This window comes from Pasteuria ramosa, assembly GCF_056496785.1.
This window is the reverse complement of sequence record NZ_CP143099.1, coordinates 649,707-667,848: the sequence shown is the minus strand read 5'-3', so window position 1 is coordinate 667,848 and position 18,142 is coordinate 649,707. Positions and strand designations below refer to the sequence as shown.

Annotated in this window: 13 protein-coding genes; 2 read left to right on the top strand and 11 right to left on the bottom strand. The window is 30.9% G+C overall.

The features are described 5' to 3' along the window. Positions 1-575 precede the first annotated feature (575 nt). The 4 genes from VS182_RS03045 to VS182_RS03030 form a co-directional block, all read right to left on the bottom strand. Positions 576-2,009, bottom strand: a complete 1,434-nt coding sequence (locus VS182_RS03045) for a dihydrolipoamide acetyltransferase family protein (protein ID WP_479492724.1) — start codon at positions 2,007-2,009, stop codon at positions 576-578. 121 nt (positions 2,010-2,130) lie between these two features. After that, complete coding sequence (locus VS182_RS03040) at positions 2,131-3,117, bottom strand: alpha-ketoacid dehydrogenase subunit beta (RefSeq protein ID WP_479485025.1); 987 nt, start codon at positions 3,115-3,117, stop codon at positions 2,131-2,133. A 2-nt stretch (positions 3,118-3,119) separates the two neighbouring features. Further along, positions 3,120-4,139, bottom strand: a complete 1,020-nt coding sequence (locus VS182_RS03035) for a thiamine pyrophosphate-dependent dehydrogenase E1 component subunit alpha (protein WP_479485024.1) — start codon at positions 4,137-4,139, stop codon at positions 3,120-3,122. Between the two features lie 32 nt (positions 4,140-4,171). Further along, positions 4,172-5,224: a Leu/Phe/Val dehydrogenase gene (locus VS182_RS03030; RefSeq protein WP_479492784.1), complete on the bottom strand. Its 1,053-nt coding sequence runs from the start codon at positions 5,222-5,224 to the stop codon at positions 4,172-4,174. Between the two features lie 115 nt (positions 5,225-5,339). Between VS182_RS03030 and VS182_RS03025 the strand changes: the two genes are divergently transcribed. After that, positions 5,340-5,618, top strand: a complete 279-nt coding sequence (locus tag VS182_RS03025) for a DUF2627 family protein (RefSeq protein WP_479485023.1) — start codon at positions 5,340-5,342, stop codon at positions 5,616-5,618. A 481-nt stretch (positions 5,619-6,099) separates the two neighbouring features. Continuing rightward, positions 6,100-6,849, top strand: a complete 750-nt coding sequence (locus tag VS182_RS03020; RefSeq protein ID WP_479485022.1) for a superoxide dismutase — start codon at positions 6,100-6,102, stop codon at positions 6,847-6,849. Positions 6,850-6,870: 21 nt separating this feature from the next. On the opposite strand, the gene spo0A is transcribed toward VS182_RS03020, so the two are convergent. The 7 genes from spo0A to VS182_RS02985 all read right to left on the bottom strand — a co-directional run bounded on the left by spo0A (position 6,871) and on the right by VS182_RS02985 (position 17,780). Then, positions 6,871-7,653: a sporulation transcription factor Spo0A gene (gene spo0A / locus VS182_RS03015; protein ID WP_479485021.1), complete on the bottom strand. Its 783-nt coding sequence runs from the start codon at positions 7,651-7,653 to the stop codon at positions 6,871-6,873. A 665-nt stretch (positions 7,654-8,318) separates the two neighbouring features. Next, positions 8,319-9,311 (bottom strand): hypothetical protein, encoded by a 993-nt coding sequence (locus VS182_RS03010; protein ID WP_479485020.1) that lies wholly within the window; start codon positions 9,309-9,311, stop codon positions 8,319-8,321. A gap of 380 nt (positions 9,312-9,691) precedes the next feature. Continuing rightward, a complete protein-coding gene (locus VS182_RS03005; RefSeq protein ID WP_479492723.1) occupies positions 9,692-10,798 on the bottom strand; it encodes a hypothetical protein in 1,107 nt (368 codons plus the stop codon). A 1,312-nt stretch (positions 10,799-12,110) separates the two neighbouring features. After that, positions 12,111-12,713 carry a hypothetical protein gene (locus VS182_RS03000; protein WP_479485018.1) on the bottom strand — a complete coding sequence of 201 codons (603 nt, stop codon included), beginning with the start codon at positions 12,711-12,713 and terminating at the stop codon, positions 12,111-12,113. A 744-nt stretch (positions 12,714-13,457) separates the two neighbouring features. After that, a complete protein-coding gene (gene spoIVB, locus VS182_RS02995; protein WP_479492722.1) occupies positions 13,458-14,801 on the bottom strand; it encodes a SpoIVB peptidase in 1,344 nt (447 codons plus the stop codon). A gap of 234 nt (positions 14,802-15,035) precedes the next feature. Further along, the gene (gene recN / locus VS182_RS02990) at positions 15,036-17,054 is read right to left on the bottom strand and encodes a DNA repair protein RecN (RefSeq protein ID WP_479492721.1); all 2,019 of its coding nucleotides are present in this window, start codon (positions 17,052-17,054) and stop codon (positions 15,036-15,038) included. Between the two features lie 222 nt (positions 17,055-17,276). Continuing rightward, positions 17,277-17,780, bottom strand: coding sequence for a transposase (locus VS182_RS02985; RefSeq protein WP_479485015.1), 504 nt, complete (start codon positions 17,778-17,780; stop codon positions 17,277-17,279). Between the last annotated feature and the right edge of the window lie 362 nt (positions 17,781-18,142).

The window sequence follows — 18,142 nt, the reverse complement described above, 5'->3', positions numbered from 1 at the left end:
AGCGAGTTGGTGTACAACTTATGAGCAGACGTTCATCAAAATTATATATATGGACTACTTGGATAATTATCATATGCTTATTAATATTTAGCGCGGCAGCATATTTAATCCCTTTATTAATGATAGACTGATGAAAATTAATCTAAAAAAGTACCCAACAATCTTTAAAAAAGATCTAAAATTAAAAGGCTGTAATAGCTTCAAAAAAATAAGGATGGATTTTAATGAAACATAATCTTATGGAAGACGCCTTTACCATTATTATGATTATTATAACCATATTGTCTTTTATAGGTACCATGTATAACATTAAAACTGGTAACCGCGTCGGTGCGTTTTTGAGCGGATGTCTTGCCGTTACTATAGCATCAATAAGCACTATAGCTATTTATCTTACCCTAACCAGTTAATCGTAAAGAGAAACCGATATCAAACCCCCTACCTAAAAGGTACGGGGTTTATTTGTTATATGAAAATTAATCTAAAAATAAATATGAAATAACTTAATAAATATTAAATAAATTAATAAGTAAAATATGAAAAAACATTTTAAAAATAATCAATTATAACTATATTTAAGACCAATGAACAGAAGAAGGACTATAAGACTCTAAGTATTCTTTAATCGTCGTCAAAAATGCTGCCGCTGATGCACCATCTAAAACCCTATGGTCAATCGTGAGACAAATATTTAAACAATCACGAATAGCCAACATGTTATTAATAACCTTAGGAACCTTCTGTATAGCCTCAAAAGTTACAATCGCTGCTTGAGGGGGATTCAAAATAGGGCGTGAAGCAATTGTACCCAAAACCCCTGTGTTATTAAGAGTAAAAGTACCATCTTTAAAATGATCTAGTGTCAATTTACCACTCTTCGTACAATTGATAAGATCATGAGCAGAATGTGCTAAACCTGTCAAGCTCAAATTAGCAGCATCTTTTAAAACGGGTGTATATAATCCATCATCATGAGCAACCGCAATAGAAATATTAATCAACTTATAAAGATGTATACCCTCATCCGTAAAAGTCGAATTTACATACGGATGTTTACGCAATGCAAATGAAGTGGCTTGTAAAAAAAACGGCAAATAAGTTAATTTAATACCTTCTCTTTTTTGAAAAGATTCATATTCTTGTGAATGCAGATTAACTAAACCAGTCACATCGGCATTCATCATCAACCAAGCCTGAGGCGCATGCTGCCAGCTATCCTTCATTCTAGTTGAAATAGCTCTACGCATAGGTGTTAAAGGTATATTTTCAATATCAGGAACATCTTCACAAGAACTATCTAAAAAATGTTCTTCTATCGTCGCTAAGGTCTGTGTAGAAGAACTTTCATTTTCAATCAAGGGCTCAATCGACAAATCATCTTCATTCTGATTCCAAGAATCCAAAATATTTTCTTCTGATTCTTTGCCGCTAGCTGAAGCAGCTTTATTTTTACTGTCTATGGTAGTCAAAATATCTTTCTTGGTAATCCTACCTCCATTACCAGTTCCTAAAATAGTTGATAAGTCCAGGTTATGTTCAGAAACTAACCTCATAACAACAGGTGAAACAAAATTCTCCTTGTTCACTGCTCGATCATCTTCCTGTTGCAAATCAGGTGTTTGATCTACAGGAACATAAATAGAGATATCATCCTTAGCAACTACTTGATCAGATTTTCCAGACGATACATTATTAACCTCATTATCAGATCCTATAGGAGATTCATCAACAGACCTAGATGATGAAAAAACTGTCTTTGTTTCAGATAAATCCTGCTCATCTAGCAATTGGCAAATAGGTTTCCCTACATCGACCATATCACCTTCAGGAACAAAAATTTTAACTAAAACACCACCCCGTGGCGAAGGAATTTCAGCATTCACTTTATCCGTCATAACTTCGCATATAGGCTCATACAAAGCTACACGATCCCCTGGTTTTTTTAACCACTTGGTAACCTTACCCTCAGTAATACTCTCACCTAATTCAGGCATACATACTACATCCATCAAAAAATTCCTCCTCTCAATTAAAATAAATATTTTTTATATTTTTTATATTTTTTATTGAAAATTAATGAAATAAAAATTCTAAATATATAAAATTATTATAATAAAAATTCCTCTTAAATCACTCGTTAGCGAGGGATCTTAATTCCTTAGCTACAGAAAGTGCATCAGGTAAAAATTCCTTCTCCAAAACTTTACTATAAGGCATAGAAGGTACATCTGGAGAAGCTAAACGTCTAATCGGTACATCTAATGTCCAAAAAGCATTTTCAGCTATACAAGCAGCTATCTCTCCACCAAAACCACCCGTTAAATTACCCTCGTGCACAATCAACACTTTGCCCGTTTTACTAACAGCATTATATATAGCTTCCTTATCCAAAGGTACAAGTGTCCGAAGATCTAACACATGCACAGATACACCTTCATCAAGCAATATACGAGCAGCAGCCAAAGACCACTGCACAGCCATGCCATAAGCAATAACCGTCACATCAGTACCTTCTTGACGCACACAAGCCTCACCGATAAGGGGTAGCTGCTCTTCGTCCAAATTCACTTCTTCTTTTAACAACCTATAAGCCTTTTTATGCTCCAAAAATAGCACGGGATCCTCACAACGAATAGCCGCTTGAAGCAAACCTTTAGCATCCCTAACACTAAAAGGAGCAACAATTTTTAATCCCGGTATGCCAGCAAAAATAGACTCCACGCATTGGGAATGATAAAGTCCTCCATGGATACCACCCCCATATGGAACACGAATAACCATTGGACAACTAAAATCATTAAAAGAACGATAACGTAGTTTAGCTACTTCACTAATAATTTGATTACAAGCTGGATAAATAAAATCAGCAAACTGAATTTCAACAACAGGACGCATCCCATAAGCAGCTGAACCAAGAGCAACACCTACAATAGCCGACTCAGCTAATGGTGTATCAAGTACCCTATCTGGACCAAAACGCGTCTGTAAATCTTTCGTTGCCTTAAATACACCGCCTGACTTACCTACATCTTCTCCTAGCACAAAAACACGATCGTCACGCTCCATTTCCATCCTTAAAGCAATATTAATAGCTTCAATATAAGAAATAACAGCCATAACTATCCTCTCCCTTCCCCTGATGCTACATCATTTGCATAAACATAATCTAACAAGGTCTTTGGATTAGGCGAAGGAGCTGCTTCCGCTGTCCTAGCAGCTTCATCCACATCTTGAACAATATCTCGATGCCACATAAGAATTTCTTTCTCATTAGCAACACCATTTTTCAACAAATAAGTGTGTAAAATCGGTAGCGGATCATTTTGCAAATCACTCTTTAATTCTACAGGTAACCGATAAACTGTATCATCATCATTACTAGAATGTGGATTTAAACGAGGTACAATAGCTTCGACTAATGTAGGACCACCACCAATTCTAGCTCTGTGTACAGCTTGAAAAAGAATACTATAAACTTGTAAAATATCGGTGCCATTAATTTTTGTACCATAAAAACCATAACCATCAGCACGCTTAGAAATACTTAAACCAGCAACTTGCTTATCTAAAGGCACAGAAATAGCATATCTATTATTCTGTACCAGAAAAATCACCGGTAGAGAATGTATACCCGCAAAATTACAAGCCTCATGAAAATCTCCCTGGCTAGTTGCACCATCACCACAAGAAGCTAATACAACCCCTTTTTCACCCCGTAAACGCATAGCATAGGCAAGGCCGACGGCATGTAAAGCTTGTGTAGCAATAAGGCTCGAAGAACTTAAAATACGCCGCTTACTATTACCGTAATGTGCAATCATTTGTCTACCACCGCTATCAGGATCATCCCTGCGTGCAAAAGCAGACAACATAGCAAAATAAGCGGTATATCCACGGCTTAAAACCATGGCTAAATCACGATAGTAGGGACATATCCAATCCGTATCTAAAGAAAGCGCATGCACAGCACCAATTTGAACTGCCTCATGACCTTTACAAGAAACCATAAAAGGAATTTTACCAGCCCTATTTAATGTTAGCATACGCTCATCTATAGTACGTGCTAGCATCATTGTAAAATACATTGATCGCAAATTAATATCGGAGATACCTAAGGCCGTGTGCATTGGCTCTTCCATATGACCCTCCTGTTTATAAAAAATATATCCCTTTAAATATTAGACTTCTTTTTCTTTAAACGATCTAAAACAATTTGCTCAGCAATCGCAGTAGGGGTCATAGAATAAGATTGTGCCCTAATTAAAATTTCCTTTAATGTTGTTCGAATACGATCAATCTTTTCCTTTATCTTATCATTAGGACAATTATTAATCCGCTTCTCAGCAACACCGATTAATCCCCCTGCATTAATCGCATAATCAGGTAAATATAAAATACCATATTCCTTCAACATATCACCATGTTCACAATGCCGTAATTGATTATTAGCTGTACCAGCTACCATGCGACAACGAAGTTCAGGAATCGTTAGCGAATTCAAGATACCCCCTAAAGCACACGGAGAAAAAATATCACATGAAACCTTATGAATATAAGCAGGATCTACTACCTTAGCACCGTATTTATCAGCAATACCAAGTGCTCGATCCGCTACAATATCAGCTATAGTCAAAGAAGCACCTTCTTCAACTAAATACTGACAAAGATAACGAGAAGTAGCACCAGCACCCTGAACAGCAACATGCTTACCTTTAAGAGAATCATTACCATCCATATACAAAAGAGCTTCCTTAATACCTTGCAAAACACCATAAGCGGTAAAAGGAGCTGGATTACCGATACCATTATCACCATCTAAACCTGTCACATAAGACGTGACCTGATGGATTTCTTTCATATCATCCTCAGTTGTACCAACATCTTCTGCTGTAATATATAAGCCCTTTAAACGATCAACAAAACGGCCAAAAGATCTGAAAAGATCGGCATTCTTAATACGCATAGCATCACCTATAATAACCGCTTTACCACCTCCTAAAGCAAAACCAGCAAGAGCTGCTTTATAGGTCATACCCCTAGCCAATCGAACAACATCTTCTATAGCAGAAGAAATAGATGGATAAGATAAAATACGCAAACCGCCTAATGCAGGACCTAAAGTAGTATCATGTATAGCAATAATAGCGCTCAATTTAGTCGCAGAATCTTGACAAAACATAAGCTGTTCACAACCAAAAGCTTCCATTTGATCAAACGGCATCATCAAAAAGCCAACTCCTCTTTCTTGATAAACATTGAGTTAAAACAATATAATAAATCATAGAAATAAAAAACAAAAATAATTCCATACTAGATCAAATGAAAAATAATCAACGAAAGTGAAAATAAATTATTCACAAATCAAAAAGGAGGTAATTATCATTTATAAAAATAAAAGGATTATAGCATTATGTATACTAGCTATACCAACATTATCATCAATCTGGGCCTGTAATCAAATAAAAGAATACATATTTATGCTCATGGGAAAAAATCAAGCAAACAACTTAAACATAATCCCAGAATTAATAGGTTTAATTTTACTATTCATAGGTGGATTAATACCAATTGCATACTTTTTCTACTTTAGATACTACAAACCAAAAAAACAAAAATAAAATGAACTAAAATTAAATCTTTTTAAGTGAAATTAAATCTTTTTAAGTGAAATTACAATAAAGAATACAAACACCAAAAAATTATTTGTATAAATATCAAAATCCCAAGCTTAACATCCCTAATCAAAAAGTAAGTTAACATATTCAAATCAACCAAATTAAGCGTACCACAAAACGTTATTTTTTTAAATACGACCATAAAAGTAGATAACAAATAAGTTCTAAACAAATAATGCAAGTAAAAGAATAATCTGTCATGCATGAAAATGAATAATTAGATGAATAAAAAAGAAGCTGATAATAACAACAAACTGGATGAATAAAATTTATAAGAAGATAATTATATATAAAATCATTTAACGAAAATATTATACAAAAAAATAAATAAAATACTGGGAATAGAATATAATAAACAATACATAAAATAAACACATATTATAAGATATACAGGTATTAATTATTAAGAAAATGGGGTGAAAAAATGTATGATATATCCCGAGATTATAAATATAAAAAAAATAATATCAAAAATAAAATCTATAAAAATATAACATGTGACAAAAAAACGGAACAGATAAAATTATTACAAGAACCCCCTATTACACCTGTGCCTGTCGGAGGTCATGATCTACCATTATTAGCTTATGCATATGATGCATTAGAACCATACATAATTCAAAGAACCATGATTGTACATCATGACGTACTACACAGAGGTTATGTAGAAAAATTAAACAATACCGAATTATTAATTAAAGCAGCTCGTGAAAAAAAAGATTATAAAACAATAAATGCTCTAGAACGTGACCTAGCTTATTACGGTGCAGCTCATTATTTACATACACTATTTTGGGAAATTATGTACCCCGGCCTCAATAAAGAACCATCATCAGCACTCCGCAAACAGTTAGAAGCCGACTATGGCAACTTTCAAGATTTCAAAAAACAATTTAGTGAAGTAGCCTTAGCAGTAGAAATGGCCGGTTGGGCCATTTTAGCATGGTGCCCTCGTTCACAAAGAACATGTATTCTCATGACACAAAGTCATCCTAATCTCACGCAATGGGAATCTATCCCTTTATTAGTTCTGGATATGGCAGAACACGCCTATTTTTTGCAATATTCGTATCGCAAAGAAGAATATATCGATAATTGGTGGGAAATCATAAATTGGCCAGAAGTAGAAAAAAGATGGTTAAAAGCCCAAACAATTCGTTGGCATCCCTGGTAAACGATAAATGTGGGTCATCTATTAATCAACACGTTGGTCAATACGTAATTTATCCGCAACCATAGCTATAAATTCGCTATTAGTTGGCTTGGATTTATTGAAACTAATAGTATAACCAAACCAATCGCGTATTGAATCCATATTACCCCGATTCCAAGCAACTTCGATAGCATGCCTAATAGCACGCTCAACACGGCTAGACGTTGTATTATAAATATCCGCAATACGAGGATAAAGTGTTTTGGTAACAGAACCCAAAAGATCCACCTCATTGTATACCATAGATATAGCTTCACGAAGATAAAGATAACCTTTAATATGAGCTGGTATACCCATTTCATGAATAACATGCGTAATACTAACATCTAAATGAAGCGTTCTCTTGGAAGAAACTAAATTTTGATTCAACTTCGTATTTTGCATAATGCCACAACCCATCGTCTGTCTAATACGATCAACTAAAACATTTAAATCAAAAGGCTTAAGTATATAATAAGAAGCACCTAACTCAACAGCACGCTGCGTCGTGTCCTCCTGACCAAAAGCAGTTAACATAATGACCTTAGGCATAAAACTAAGAGATAGCCCTTGTAATCGTTCCAAAACACCCAGACCATCTAAATGCGGCATAATAATATCCAAAACCAATATGTCAGGTAAACACTTAGGCAAACAACGTAAAACCTCCTCGCCATTATAAACTTTTCCAATAACGTTCATATCAACCTGCGAATGCAAATGTTCACTAAGAAGATGTACAAATTCACGATTATCATCAGCTAACAAAATATTAATATCAGGCAAAATATCACCTTCCCATATTGGGCTTTTATATTTTCAATTTAAATACAAATATCATAAATAAGACAAAAAAATAAACCTCTTTTCCCCTTTCGACAAAAAAAAAATAGCTCCTGCTAAACCAAAAATAGCAGCGTAGAAAAAAGCACAGAAGTCATTAAAATAAATCCTAAGCATTAAAAAATTCATATTAAAAACAACCATAATGAGATAAAAGCAAGATTTTATACGTTTTTTGTTTAAATAATAAAAAATAAATGATAAATAAAAACTGTATATAAAAAAATATGCAGTTTTTTGTTATATAAATAAATATTAAAATATAAAATAAAGTTAATATAATTGATATATTTATAAATATATCAATTATATTTTATTCAAAAAATATAAATTTGAAATTAGATAAAAAATCTCTAGATAAATCAAGAGATGTACATTATGGATTTTGTTGTTATTTTTCGACTATTTAACACATTTGATCACTTTTGAATACATAAAGCCTATTTTACACGAATACAATAAAAAGATACGCATACAAACTACGCATCTCCTGTTCTTAAATATAATAACTTATACTCATAATTTTATTATCTTCATTTATACCATTTTCAAGAATTATTACATTTATAATTTTAATATTCAGAAAACAATAAATTATAAAAAAGCTATCATTCCTTGATCTTTTCATCTAATTCTCTGCAAAAATTATTAAATCCAGGCTTCAATGTAGGTAAACTAAAAACTAAACCCGTTGTATAACGCAAAAAGTATAAAGAAAATAAACAAAATAAAAACATGAAAAAAGCTATAAATAAAAATACAAGAATTATATCCTCATTATAATCTATAATATAAGATAATAAAATAGGAAGATTAGGAACCAGAGATACATACATAAGAAAAATCAAAAATAAACATCTATAAAAAAAACTTACATTAACAGGGTAATTTTTACCTAAATAAGAAAATTCCCTCTTTTTTTGCACAAACATAATGACAATCCAAATCCCAAAACCCAAAGACATGCCCCAAACAGATGGCCAGGTAAAAAGTAAAGATAAAAAAGATATAATCAAAACCAAACTACCAAAAACATATAAACGAAAAAACCGCCATTTTGTCATTTTATCCTCAGACTTAGCCATATACCAACAATCATTGTAATATTCTAAAACACGATTTAAATATTCAAAACGTATATCTTTATAACAATTTTCTAAAAATAAACCTAAATCATCATCACCCATTTCCATCCTATACATAAACCTATCCTCTAAAGATAAACCACGTGGAAAAGTATGCGCCTTTGATCTCGCTTTAAAATCAAAATAATATCTTTCTAAAATATTTCTCTTCTTACCAGCTCTTTCCCAAGGAATTTGTTTAACAACCAAGTCCCCATACAAAATAATTGTTTCTAAATAAGTTAACAACCACATCATAAAAAATAAAAAAAAAGCTAATGACAAAAAGAAAAAATTCCATGAATCTGAAAAAATTACGTTAAATTCATCAAATAATTTCATAAAAGATCTCCAAAGAAGATTTTTAATACACAATCCTAAAGAAAAAATACACAAAGCGTTATTAAAATAATCAAAAAAATGAATTAATTTTATCGATTTTTCTCTATCTTCTAAAAAAAAATCAAATATTCTCAAATTATAACCACCCCTAGCATGTGTATCAAAAAACTTTGAAAGATTATTCCAAATCTTAGCATAAAATTAATAATAAGAAAAGGCATTAATTAAGATATATTTAAAAATAAATATTAATTAAAAAATATATAATTACCCAAAAATTTTATATAGAAAAATTACCCTAAACATATGCAAAAATAAAATTTTAAATCATAATTTATGGACAAAATGTCCATAAATTATGTTACTTGAAAATTATAAGAAATAATTTTATTTATATATACTTAATATGCCGAGGATTGAAAAAATACAATGAAAAAATCTTGATTCAAAAATAATATATAAGAAAATTGATACTAATATACTATTTTTATAAAAAAACTACATAAAAGCTATCCCTAACAAAATCTCCTGTTACATATAGCTGCTTGAGCTGCAAAAGAACAACCATTAGTCAACGTAGATAAGCAAACATAAAGACAAACTGGTGCTGCCAAAAAATATGTAAAACTAGCTGCTGCACAATATCCTGCACAACTCGAAAAAGAAGAAGCTGCCCTACATATACCTTTTACAAGCAAAGTGCAAATCGTACAATCACTAAATCTCTTTAAACGCTTATTATTATGTCTATCATGAATTTGCAAATCTATTCCATCAAAAAAATAAATTTTCTTTCCTTCATTTCGTGTAACTTCTGCTATAGCAATAAAAGTTCCATCGTTTAATTTTCCTCTAGAATGCTCAACTCTACCAACAATCTCTTTAGTAAATTGATCATAAATATCACGCTTCATAACCTTTTGGATCATATCAGAACCATATTTTTCTTTTAAAACTTTTTTCGCTTCATCAGATAACGTCATACCCGAAAGATCCATATCAAAACCTTTTGCATTTTTGAAACCGCGCATAATACCCAAACCCGCTTTGTTTAGCTCAATTTCAAGCTTATCTAAACGTTGTAAATCTTTCCTCGAATCTCCTCGAAGCATATATTTTCGAAATTTATCACGGGACAAATCTGTAATTTTTATCTCTTTTTCGAAATTATTAACAGCACAAGTAGAAGGTACAATATCTGGATTTGTGGATATATCAGATGATTTTGCAATTGTGTCTACACCAGATGATTTTGCAATTGTGTCTACACCAGATGATTTTGCAATTGTGTCTACACCAGATGATTTTGCAATTGTGTCTACACCAGATGATTTTGCAATTGTGTCTACACCAGATGATTTTGCAATTGTGTCTACACCAGATGATTTTGCAATTGTGTCTACACCAGATGATTTTGCAATTGTGTCTACACCAGATGATTTTGCAATTGTGTCTACACCAGAAGAATCTTGAACCCTATTGTTATTGTTTGTAGGCACTTCAGGTGCTTGCGTAATTTCATCTATACCAGCAGTCTTCACAATCCTCTCTTTATTAGCTATAGCTGTGTTGATTCCGAAAGAAATAGAAGAAAAGATCATGGAAAAAGAACTAAAGACCATAAATATTTTGCTTAAAATATTATTTTTAAACAGAAAATCATCCCCTTATAGCTTTTATAGCAGAATATTTTTTTAAAAATAATAACATTCACAACATAATGGTTTGTATTTTATGAGAAATATCGAAATAGTATGTAAATAAAAGCCAGAACTTATAATTGAACATATTATATTTAGTATTTCATGAGAAATTAATTCTTTTATCCGAATTTAATAAATAAAAAAATAAATTAATGTAAAAAATCTGATATCAAATTCTAGCAATGTTGCGAATAACTAGAATGATAACACTATTAAACTCTTCATTCAATGACAAATATATGTATTTTTTATATTTTTAATTTTTATTTTTTTATCAAACTTGTGTCTAAACCTTAATTAATGTTGTATTCAAAACTAATAATGTGTCTTAAACAATATTGTTATCATCAATTTCCAATTTTTATTTTATCATAAGCTTTAAAATATAAATAAAAATTATTTTTTGTTAGTTTTAATCTCTCTTATCTTCTCTATATTTTTTATTTATAGGTTTAAATCTTTATAATAATTAAAAATATATATTAAAAATTCAATATCCATATAAATTATATAATTTATATGGATATTGAATTTTTTATCCCATTAAAATATTCAGTAGTTACATAAAGATAATTTGATTTTTAAAATTTTATTTTTTTAACATATTTTCAAAAATTACATTTTTTTAGATTGTTATCCATACTATATTTACACACAAGTTCTTGAAAACTATATATAAACAGGTATGATTTTTAATATTAAGTTTTTTTAAGAAGATTTTAAAAATAACAATACATACAAATCATCTAAACTAATGAAAATATATTATTCTTTTAAGGCATGTCCGAAGAATTTTAAAAAAAACAAAAAAGAAACAAACACGGACTTGTCCATAAATATTAATATAACCTATTATTTATGGTGTAATTTAAACACTATTTAACATGGGTTATTGGGCAAGCTCCACAAAAATACTACATTTGTGTTTGTTATAAAATCAACAAGGTAGATCAACTTTTACTGTTCTAAAATAAGTTTCAATTATCCATCTTTTCGCATAAGTAAGATAGTGTTTATTTATTAAAATTAAACCCGATTAAGTAAAATATATCATTTTATAAGTATAAAAAACTTGTATTATTTCAATTAAAGCTGTAAGTGTCAGGTTAATAAATTTAAATAATATAATTATTGATTAAAAAATGATTAGGATATAAAATATTGATTCTTATTTAGTCTCTCAAAAAACATAGATTAATTCCTAATAGAACTTTTAGAACGTTTAATTACTTCAATCCAAAACATGCTTCGAATTAATTCCATCAGAAAAGTAGACCATTTTTTGCCCATCTTTATTAATATTAGCCATAGCTAAAAAAGTCCCGTCTTCAAATTGACCTCTAGGATAAATAACTTTTCCTACTATTGCTTTACTGAGACGATCATAAACATCCCGAACCAGAAATCCATGTGCCATATCAGAACCAAATTTAGCTATCAAATTTGCTTTAAATTCATCCGTCATTTTTTTTTTCTTAAAATTAAGTCTAAATCCCACGCTGTTATTGAAATTAACACTCATTTCCAAATCATGTTTGCCTAAATAATCAGATAATGATTTCAAATGTTTAGAATCTTTATCTAAGATTTTTCTTATCTTTTCCCTATCAAAATATTTTAATGTCAAACCTTCAAATGTATCGAATAAATCCGAAAATAAAGTAGACATATCCTGTTTATTTTCTTGAATATTTCCAGATAAAACTGGATCAACACTATTGAAAATATTACTTCCAGATTTACCCTCACCAAAAGAAAGTGAACATGATAAAATCCCAATAGAAAAAGAAATAGCTATTGTTACTCTCTTTTTAAATGAATGCTTTCGAAGCAAATCAATCATCCCCTCAAATATTAAGTTTGAGGTATTTCGTATAAATGCATAGATTAAAGAACAAAATATTATTTATATAGATAATATTGCTTAGAGACGAAATTTTTACATAGAAGATAATAATATAAAATAGGTGTTAGTTATATGATTGCAAATTTAATTATTATAATTTATAAATTAATTCATACAAAATACTCTTATATTAAATACCATTAATGTTTTTAATGACTATAATAATACCATATAAAACACTCTGATGCAAGTATATGATTAATATATTTTTATTTTTTTGTTATTTTTTAAAACAAAAAATAAAAATATAATCTTTAATACTAAATAGTATTCAAGTATATACAAATAGTCAAAAACATATCCTTAGACGAAAGAACATATCTGGAAATACTAATATAGCCCATCAGTCAAGGTGATGGGCTATATTAGTATTTTTAAAATTTCATCAAAAAATCTTAAAAAAATAATGCTTTTTTATATGTAGATATTATTATGGATTTTATTTCTTTGTAATGTTTTCTGGTTAAAATTAAAATATATTTTTTAATATTTTAATGCTGCATATGAAATTAAAAAACAAAAATAGGCATTATCATAGCTTTTAGTGCTTTGGATGAGGTTGTTCTTAAATTCCCTTTACGTAGATTTTTGTCTAAGCTCATAAAAATCCGAAAATATGTAATATTAAGAATATATTTTTTTTCACAACTATATTAAAATTTTAATTTATAATCATCTCAAAGCAGCAGGCGCCGCATAGGCACGTGCTGCTTTGAATTCATTATTATCAATTGTCCGATTATAGGAAGATACTTTTTCTCTGCTTGATTGAATCAGGTCTGCATCTTGTAACATCCATTCTAAGAATGTGCCATAACCAGCTCTGGGTTCATTCACAAAAACATGTGTAACTGCGCCAATAATACGGCCATCTTGAATAATAGGACTACCGCTCATACCTTGTACAATTCCACCGGTTTTTTCGATAAGTTTAGGATCTGTAACTTTAATTACCATGCCTTTTGTAGCGGGAGCTTTTTGTGTGACAACATGTTCTATTGAAATAGAAAAAGATTCTACTTTTTGTCCATCAACAACAGTTAAAATTTGCGCAGGTCCTTCATGTACCTGTTCCGGTAAAGCAACAGGTAAGGGGCGATTCCATTGTGAATCTCCTGGAGGTAATGCTGAAATATTGCCAAAAATCCCAAAAGGGGTATTTTTATTAATATTTCCTAAAACTTTGTCTTCTTGTAAGAAAATAGCACGTTTCTGACCAGGTTCACCTACTTCGCCTTTTTGAATTGAAGTAACCCCAGAGGCAAATATACGGCCTTTAGATAAAATAATTGGTTTTCCTGTATCTACATCAGAAATACGATGTCCTAGAGCACCATAAACCTGATTCTGCGGATCATAAAAAGTAAGAGTTCCTACACCAGCCGCTGAATCACGAATATAGAGGCCTAGACTGTATCGCTTTTCTTGCAAATCATATGTGGGCATTATATCCATATTTTTCTCTTCACCATCACGAATAAATTGCAAATGAACTTTCTGATGCCTTTCACCTGCTTGGCGAACAGCATTCGTCAACTGATCTATGCTATTTATAGGTTGGTTATAAATTTTTGTTAAATAATCACCTATATCAAGACCCGCACTCTCAGCTGGTGAAGAAGGCAAATCATTCGTTGTAGCTATATCATGATAACCTATGACTAATAAACCAGCGGAATTAACCTGAACACCTATTGATTGTCCACCTGGAATGACATGAAGCGGAGGTAATACACGGACATTAAGTTCTTTAATAGGTAATTGTCCAAATAATTTCAAGGTTAAGGAAGTACTACCCGTTTTTTGGGGCGCTATCTGTACAGGCTGCGCTAAATCTAAAGATACTTGTCTGGCATCTAAACCGTTTATCTGTATAACCTTAGGATCATTAACATTAGCTATAGCAGATACAGGTACCCCTAGATTAAAATATTTTGCTTGTCCTAAAAAAAGACGAATTTCTGCCGGAATACCCAATACACGCTGAAATATACCGGTAAAACCTATACTTAACAAAACAATTACAAAAAAAAGTCCCAAAAAACGATTAAAGAAATTCTTGAAAAATGAAATAACACACACCCCCGACACTTCCAGACGATCACGCCAAGATATAAATCGAATACATATGATACACTGCCCTATAAGGCATATTACTATGTTTTATAAATATTACCTACATAATTAATATTATTTATAATTGTTGATAAAATAAACAAAAAACAGTCCTCAGAAAAATAAAGGACTGTTTTAATAATTTTTTTTTGTTATTTTTTGAACTATTATTTTTTCATCTGTTAACATTTTTTCATCTGTTATTATTTTTTCATCTTTTTTCGTTTTTTCATCTTTTTTCGTTTTTTCATCTTTTGCGCCTATATAACTTTTCTTATTATTCTCTTTTAGATAATTTTCTAAATATAAATCTTTATATAAATCTATTTTATGCGATTCACGGTGTTCCTTTTTTTCTTTCGTAGCCACTTTATCCTTTCCCCTATTTTTCAATTTATAAGTTCTTTTATCCCGATTTTTATTCTTTTCTTGCATTTGAGGGGGAAAATATACTTTGGCAATCGTTTTATCTATGTAAACACTTTTATGTTTCTCAGCTAAATCGATCATTTCCGTTGCATGAGCCAAGGTAATATTTGTAATAGCCGTACCACCTAATAATCGGGCTAATTCCTGAGACTGTCCTTGTTTATCTAAAAGAATAATTTCTGTTAATGTAACATTTTTATGCGTTTTTTTGGATACAAAATGATGTTGATCACACATACTAGCTACCTGAGGTGAATGTGTTACACAGATCACTTGTGTATACTTAGCTAAAATCGATAACTGCTCTGCAACAGCTTGTGCTGCACGCCCACTAACACCGGCATCTATTTCATCAAATATAAGAGTAGGCGAAGATTGTGTAGGAGCTAAAGCAGTTTTAAGAGCTAATAAAACACGCGAACGCTCACCACTAGAAGCGGTACGTGATAGCGGCATTAATTGTTCACCTGGATTAGCTGCCCATTGAAAGATAACAGTATCTTTACCCGTATGATGCCATCTATTTTTATTTTCCATTTCTTTAACTTCGATAACTATACGGGCGGATGGCATGGCTAAAGATTCCAATGCAGCCGAAACAGCTTGTTGTAATAATAAAGCAATTTGTTTACGCATAGCAGTTAACAGAGAAGCCGTTTTTGTTAATTGAAAATCAAGTCCACGACCTTCTTCTTCCCACTTTTCATATGCAGATGACATTTGATCCAATTCTTTCAATTTTTGATTATAGTTTTCTTTTTTCGTTAAAATATCATCTAGCGAACAATCATGTATACGCATTAATTGTTGTAAAGAAGCTAAACGACTCTCGATAGCCGACAACTGGCTTGTTATATCTTCGTCAACACGGAATACAGCTATTTCCTTGGCAATCTCTTCTGCTTGATCTAAGAGTAAAACTAATTTTTCTTGTATAATCGGTTGATCGAGATCCTGCAAAGAAAAAAGCGCTTCCTGCAAACTATCCAAACCACGACCTTCACCGTAAAAAGCTTCATAAATACTGTCAACCTTGTTCTTTTCTTTTTGTTTTTTTACTAAAATTTCCTTAGCTTCAATCAACATAGTATCTTCGCCAGGTTTCGGACAAATACTTGTAATTATATTTAACTGAGAATTAATGAACTCTTTTTGTTGGATAATTTCATCAGATTTAATTGGTTTCGGTTTTTTAGCCCAAGTTAACCATTTTTCATAAGAAGATTTATACTCTTGATGAATACCAGCCAATTGTTGCTCAGGATCAAAACCGTCTAACCAAGATCTTTGTTGATCCGATGTAAGTAACAACAGTGAACTTTCCTGAGTACAGAAATGGACCCAGTAGTCACTCAAACGTCTCAAGATAGATATTGAAACAAGATGTCCATTGATACGACAACGACTGCGACCATTGTAGGATAATGTTCGTCTGATAATGATCGTATCTTCATTATCAGACGCAGATAAGAAACCTTGTTCAATTAACTTTTGACGAAATTGTGGTAAATTACTAATATTTATACGTAAAGCTAAAGTAGCCATTTCTTCCCCTGTACGAACAACTTTACCTGTAGCTCTTTCGCCAGACAATAAAGCTAAAGCATCAACAATTAATGATTTACCAGCACCTGTTTCGCCAGTAAATACTTGTAATCTATTTTTAAATAATATATTTGCCGTTTTAATTAAAATGAAATTTTTTATAACTAGCTCTTCTAACAAAAAATTCGCCTCCTAACCCTTTACAAAAGGCCCCTTTTGAAGGGGCCTTACCATGCTATGTCTCCATAGAGCATGGTATGTCAATATCATAATTAAAATATAAAAATAATTTATGCAATAATGATTTTTTATAATACTTATTGTTTTTTTATATTTTTAATCTTTATGATAATTTAGTTATATCTTTATTACTTATAACTTGATTTATAACTTGATTTATAATTAACTAGTTCTTTGATCAGGTAAATACCATTGGTCTATATCAGAAGACATAGAATTTCGGAAAAAATTAAAAGCAGCTATACCATAGCCTGGGAAAAGTCCACGTTCAATAATCTCATTCATAGCACGATCTAACAGATGTCTATACAAACCAGCCCGTCCAAATCGTTCATTACGATTACGACTCAAAGTAGAATGATCAGGAACTTGATCAGGTGAGTTGATACCTAGAAACCAACGGTAACCAACATTACGTCGGACTTCACGTTCTAAGCGACGCTCAGAAGTTATACCCTCTAATTTTCCTAATAGTTGCATTTTTAATAATACCACAGGATCTGTAGAACGTCTGCCTACGCGAGCATATAAATGTTTTACAGCTTCATAAACATATAAAAAATCAATTTCCTCATCAATACGTCGTAAATAATGACCTTTAGGTAAAGCAAATTCATTAATATTATCTTTAGATAATAAGGACTTTTCGCTCTGCATACCCATCATAGTTGTTATAAGCCCTCCTAGTTGTGATCTTATGAATAATCAATAAAATTGAAATATAAATAAAAAATATAATACCAAAGATACATTATTTAGTTATCAATACAATAATAAGCAAATAAATAAACACTAACTGTCCTATAAATATTATAAAACAATTTTAAAAAATATGCAAATATATTAAATTATATAAATATTTCATTTGTATGAATATGTTAGTATATTCATATAGCTCGTCCTAAAAAAAATATAAATAGAGATTAAAAGCCTAATATTATGCGCTAAAATCTATATTTTTTATTTAAATTATATTATTAATAAATAAGATATATTAATATTTCCGGACAAGTCAATGATGTAGAACG

Excerpts from the sequence above, each read along its gene's own strand:
- VS182_RS02985 (WP_479485015.1), bottom strand. The coding sequence starts at position 17,780 with ATGATGGGTATGCAGAGCGAAAAGTCCTTATTATCTAAAGATAATATT.
- VS182_RS03005 (WP_479492723.1), bottom strand. The coding sequence starts at position 10,798 with ATGGTCTTTAGTTCTTTTTCCATGATCTTTTCTTCTATTTCTTTCGGA.
- VS182_RS03045 (WP_479492724.1), bottom strand. The coding sequence starts at position 2,009 with ATGGATGTAGTATGTATGCCTGAATTAGGTGAGAGTATTACTGAGGGT.
- VS182_RS03030 (WP_479492784.1), bottom strand. The coding sequence starts at position 5,224 with ATGATGCCGTTTGATCAAATGGAAGCTTTTGGTTGTGAACAGCTTATG.
- VS182_RS03020 (WP_479485022.1), top strand. The coding sequence starts at position 6,100 with ATGTATGATATATCCCGAGATTATAAATATAAAAAAAATAATATCAAA.
- VS182_RS03035 (WP_479485024.1), bottom strand. The coding sequence starts at position 4,139 with ATGGAAGAGCCAATGCACACGGCCTTAGGTATCTCCGATATTAATTTG.
- VS182_RS03040 (WP_479485025.1), bottom strand. The coding sequence starts at position 3,117 with ATGGCTGTTATTTCTTATATTGAAGCTATTAATATTGCTTTAAGGATG.